At 53.5% G+C, this 5,127-nt stretch carries 5 protein-coding genes; 3 read left to right on the plus strand and 2 right to left on the minus strand.

Features of this window, described 5'->3' with window-relative positions; genetic code table 11:
* On the minus strand, positions 1 to 1,181 hold a 1,181-nt coding region (locus CPT76_RS06925), incomplete at its 3' end, for an aminopeptidase (RefSeq protein WP_105442406.1).
* Between the two features lie 182 nt (positions 1,182 to 1,363).
* Positions 1,364 to 2,596 (minus strand): aminopeptidase, encoded by a 1,233-nt coding sequence (locus CPT76_RS06930; RefSeq protein ID WP_105442357.1) that lies wholly within the window; start codon positions 2,594 to 2,596, stop codon positions 1,364 to 1,366.
* 154 nt (positions 2,597 to 2,750) lie between these two features.
* Here CPT76_RS06930 and cdaS point away from each other — a divergent pair, with 154 nt between their 5' ends.
* The 3 genes from cdaS to CPT76_RS06945 all read left to right on the plus strand — a co-directional run.
* Complete coding sequence (gene cdaS, locus CPT76_RS06935; RefSeq protein WP_105442358.1) at positions 2,751 to 3,419, plus strand: sporulation-specific diadenylate cyclase CdaS; 669 nt, start codon at positions 2,751 to 2,753, stop codon at positions 3,417 to 3,419.
* A 92-nt stretch (positions 3,420 to 3,511) separates the two neighbouring features.
* Positions 3,512 to 4,072: a signal peptidase II gene (lspA, locus tag CPT76_RS06940; protein WP_234489945.1), complete on the plus strand. Its 561-nt coding sequence runs from the start codon at positions 3,512 to 3,514 to the stop codon at positions 4,070 to 4,072.
* A 203-nt stretch (positions 4,073 to 4,275) separates the two neighbouring features.
* A partial coding sequence (locus CPT76_RS06945; RefSeq protein ID WP_181152717.1) for a DUF445 family protein occupies positions 4,276 to 5,127 on the plus strand: 852 nt, incomplete at its 3' end.

Below are 5,127 nucleotides of genomic sequence, written 5' to 3' on the forward strand. Positions count from 1 at the left end.
GTGATTCCGGTAATGTTCATTTCGGGGGAACCCATCATGAAGTCGACGTGTGTGATGCTCTGGTTCATGCCTTGGGACTCAAGCTCGTCCTGGGACATCGTCTTACCACCCTGTATATTGAAGGCGTAAGAGCTGCCGATTGCCAGGTGGCAGGAAGCATTCTCATCATACAAAGTCGTATAGTACAGGATGTTGCTTTGTGAAATCGGAGACTGGAAAGGAACAAGGGCTACCTCGCCAAGGTAGTGGGAGCCTTCGTCCATCTCGATCAGGCGTGCGAGCGTGTCCTGGCCTTCTTCCGCTTTGTAATCTACGATACGGCCGTTTTCGAATGTCAGCGTGAAGCGGTCGATGATGTTGCCGCCGTAGCTGAGCGGTTTGGTGCTGCTCACGGTTCCGTTTACGCCGGTTTTGAGCGGAGCGGTGAACACCTCTTCGGTTGGGATGTTGGCGACAAACGTCGTACCCTGCTCATTGACGCTGCCCGCCTGCGCCCAAATATGGCCTTCGGGAAGCTCGATCGTCAAATCCGTGCCCGGCGCCGTAAAATGCAGCTTTTGATACTTTTTGGCGTTCAGCTCATCCGATTTTTGCTGCAGCGTATCGATATGCTCTTCCCAAGCGGCGATCGGATCTTCGCGGTCCGCGCGGCATGCATGGAAGATGGCGTCCCACAGCTTGCCGACCTGCTGATCCTGCGGCGCATCCGGGAACACCTTCGCGGCCCAGTCCGGGGAAGGGAAGGCAACGCCCGTCCAGCTCATTTTATCCGCCTGCTGAAACTGGCGGTATTTCGCCATCGCCTGACCGTAGGTGCGCTGATAATCGGCGATTCTTTCAGGCTCTACTCCTTTGAGCAGGTCGGGACTGGAGGAGAGAACGGTCAGGAAAGCGGCTCCGTTCTCAGCGAGCTCGGTCATTTCGCCCGCATACCAAGTCGGAGCTTCAAGGAAAGATTCCGCCGGTGCCAGATCGTACCGGAGCCGGGTGACCGCCTCGTCGGTATAATTGACTTTGACGAGCTTGGCGCCGATCTCATACGCCTTGCGGACGATCAAGCGAACGAGCGGGGCGGCGTCGATCGTTGCATTCACGACCAGCGTTTGTCCGGGCTGCACGTTTGCGCCGATTTTGACGGCAAGCTCGGCATAATTGTTTAATTTCTCTTCGAACGAGAGCATAGGCTCTACCTCCACATATGTATTCAATTCTTCCCCATTATAAATTAACCACTGGATAAATAAAACACCTGACTACAAAAGAGCCCTCCTGTCATCGCTCCAGGAAGGCTCTTGCGGCTCCAATATTTCATCGTATGCAGAACAAGGATTCACAGCATTAATGGACCGATTGGAGTCAGTCCTTAAAATGCCCAGTTTCCGTTTTTAAATACAGGCTCTTCCGAACCGTCAGCATTAACGCCGAAAATGTCCATTTCCCCCGAGCCGATCATAAAGTCGACATGGGTCACGCTTGTGTTCAGACCGCGCTCAGCAAGCTGCTCCTGATTCATGTCCTTACCGCCTTCAACACAGAAGGCGTAGGCGCTGCCGATCGCCAAATGGTTGGAGGCGTTTTCGTCAAAAAGTGTATTGAAGTACAAAATGTTCGACTCGGAAATCGGTGATTGATGCGGAACCAGCGCGACCTCGCCGAGGTAGTGCGCGCCTTCGTCCATTTCGACGAGATGCTCCAGCGTTTCCTGTCCCTGTTCGGCGCTGACACCTACGATCCGGCCATTCTCAAATGTAATGGAGAAGTTGTCGATGATGTTGCCTCCATAGCTCAGCGGCTTGGTGCTGCGCACCGTGCCGTTTACGCCCGTCTTCAGCGGAGCGGTGAACACTTCCTCGGTCGGCATATTGGCGACGAAGCTGTGTCCTTTCTCGTTGATGCTCTCGCCGGCTGCCCAGATATGTCCTTCCGGAAGCTCGATGGTCAGATCGGTTCCCGGTGCGATATAGTGGAGCTTCTTATATTTTTTGGCGTTCAGGATGTTCGATTTTTCATCCAATGTGGCCAGATGCTGTTTCCAAGCACCGACCGGGTCTTCCTGATCAATGCGCACCGTATGGAAAATCGCTTCCCACAGCTTCTGAACCCGTTCAGATTCGGGAGCGTCAGGGAACACCTTTGCAGCCCATTCCGGCGAAGGGACAGCCACGATTGACCAGCTGAACTTGTCCGCCTGCTGGTAAGCACGGTAAGGTGCCATCGCCTGGCCGCGTGTTTTTTGGTTCATGGCGATCCGTTCCTGCTTGATCCCCTTCAGCAAATCCGGGTTCTCGGCAATCACGTGCAGCACGGCTGCCCCGTTTTCCACGAGTTCGATCATTTCCCCTGCAAACCATTTCGGTGGAATCGCGAAAACTTCATCGTCGGCCCGTTCATACTGCAGACGGGTAACGATTTCGTCGCTCCAATTGACTTTGACGAGCTTGGCGCCCGCATCATAAGCTTTTTCCACGATTAAGCGGACAAATTCCGCCGACTGGATCGATGCGTTGACGACCAGCGTTTGGCCCTTCTGGACGTTGACGCCTACACGGACGGCAAGATCGGCATATTTGTTTAATTGACTGATAAAATCGGTCATGGATTCATCCCTCCAGATACTGGTTATCAACTGACACAAGTAGTATTGTACTAAATTGTTCCGCATAATGAAAACCTACGATGGAAGACGCCGAATAATCGGAAGGCTGGACGGAGCAGTCTATATTTTAAGTCATAAGGAAAGGTGAGCCGAAGTGAACAATGAAGATGAGCTGGGTCTGTCTGAAACGATACAGGTCCATCTGAAAAAGAGCCTGTCCACTATTAAGGCGGAAATCGAGAGCATGCTGGCGACGATCGACCAGAAGGAATGCTGCATTCTGAATGAGTTTGAGCAGATCCACAGCGTCTTTACCGACATGCAGATGACGGCCGCATCCTATTATTTGAATGCGTATCTGTCGCCTTATACAGATCGCTACGTAGCATTGTCCACGGCGCTGCAGCATCTGTCGGAGCGGAATCACGGAGCACTCATCGTCGTCAAAAGAAACGATGCGCTCCCGCCGCTGGTGCATTCCGGCATACCGGTCGGGGCAGACGTGTCGCATACCCTGCTGGAATCGATTTTTTATCCGGGGGGACCGCTGCACGACGGGGCGGTGCTGGTCGATAAGAACCAAATCGTCTCCGCCGGCAATGTACTGCCCGTTTCCAAAGCGCTGCGCGAGGGGAAGCTTGGAACCCGTCACCGGGCCGCGTTGGGGCTGTCAGAAATATGCGATGCGCTGATCCTTGTCGTTTCAGAGGAGACGGGGAGGGTTTCTTTTGCGCTGAACGGAACGCTCTACCCGGTGCGCCCGGGGGAAATGGATTCACGGCCGGTGTTCAGCCCGGAAGTAGCCGTCCCTGGAGGGGATTGATGCAAGTTCGTTGCAGCCAGCAACTGCAGGATCGGAGTCAAACTTGTGTACGCAGAGCGATCTGACGCATAATGGACATACAGGCATGCTGCATGACTCCATTAGAAAGGGTCAGCATCGGCGTCTCTACCCATTTTGTTCCTTTGCTGAACAAGGGAAATGAGACAACGGACGCAGAGGGAAAGAGGTGCATCATTATTTTGTTTTACATCATATCGCTGATCGTCATTGCGATCGACCAACTGAGCAAGCTCTGGGTCCGCTCATCCATGGTCGTCGGAGGTTCGAGGCCTTTTCTTGACCCGTACGTTCATTTTGAGTACTACCAAAATACCGGAGCCGCGTTCAGCTCGTTCCAAGGCTACGGCAAGTTATTCGTCGTATTTGCGGTGTTTGTTACGGCCGTCATTATCTATTACCGGACCAAAGGCGTGCTTAAAGGGACGTGGATGGAGCTGGCCACGGGCTTTCTCGTCGGCGGGGCGATCGGCAATGCGATCGACCGGGTGCTGTTCGGCAAGGTTACGGATTTTATCGTCCTCGGCCGCATGACAGGCATTATGAATATCGCTGATATCGCGATTAATATCGGCATCGTGGCCATTATTCTGTCCGTGATCTTCCGCCGCGAGCCCAAGCAGTCTTATTCCTGATGCCTTGTTAACCGGACATTTGGAATCATGATGTGCAGACAGCAGACTCCCGGGAAGCCGGGAGTTTTTCGCGAGCCCGGGTTTTTCGGCTGTAAACGAAACAAATGGGCTACAATATGGTTAATAGTTTGATAGCGTTATCGGTCATTGAAGTAAGTCGAATCGACGCCATCATGGTATACGTACATATGGGGGTATGCAGATTGAAATCCAGATATTTGGCCGGGTATTCCCTGGCTGTTATGGGTGCGGGCTTTCTCGTAATGCTTTTCCTGCCGCAAAATTCGTGGGTTAAGCTGCTGCTGGGAGGCTTTGAAGCCGGACTCGTCGGCGGATTTGCCGACTGGTTTGCGGTCACCGCCTTGTTCCGCCATCCGATGGGGATTCCGATCCCACACACGTCGCTGCTGCTTAAAAACCGCAACAAAATCGTCAATTCGCTCATCTCTGCATTGGAAACCGAACTTCTGAATAAGGAAAGCATCACGTCCAGGCTTCGGCAGATGAAACTGTTCCAGTCCGTATCGACCGGGCTGTTCAAGCTGATCCGGCGGAAAGAGGTCCGCATGAAGCTCCTGTCTTCGCTGGAGCAGGCCGTTCGCGAACTGCCGCTGGAGAAAGCGGCCCCGCACATCCGGGACATGGTGCTTCGGTATATTCATAGCCGGAACATCACCGAATTGTTAAACCGTGCGGTCAAAGAGACGGAAGCGCACCAGTTGGACGAGAAGGTATTGGACTACGGACTGCTGTACGCCGCAGAATGGGTGAACAACCCGGATAACGAAATGATGCTCGGCAAGCTGGCGCATGCCAAACTGGATGAGCTTCAGCTTGGAGGAATGAAGGGCTTTGCCGTGCAGGCCATGCTGGGCTTTATGAATGAGGAGAAACTGGGAGCGATTCTGAAGAAGCTGATCCTCTCGGCATTGCTTGAAGTGGCGAATCCGGAAAGTCCATACCGGGAACGGGTTGTCACAGGCATCCGGGAGCGTTTGGCACAAGTAGCCGACAGTCCGGAAACGGAAAGCCGCGTAAAGGGATGGCTGGATGAC

It is taken from the genome of Paenibacillus sp. AR247, assembly GCF_002968895.1.
In the GTDB taxonomy this organism is placed as follows: Bacteria; Bacillota; Bacilli; order Paenibacillales; family Paenibacillaceae; genus Paenibacillus_AQ; species Paenibacillus_AQ favisporus.

What these genes read in the sequence shown, in the direction of transcription:
- lspA (WP_234489945.1), top strand. Translation starts at nt 3,512, where the DNA reads ATGACTCCATTAGAAAGGGTCAGCATCGGCGTCTCTACCCATTTTGTT.
- CPT76_RS06930 (WP_105442357.1), bottom strand. Translation starts at nt 2,596, where the DNA reads ATGACCGATTTTATCAGTCAATTAAACAAATATGCCGATCTTGCCGTC.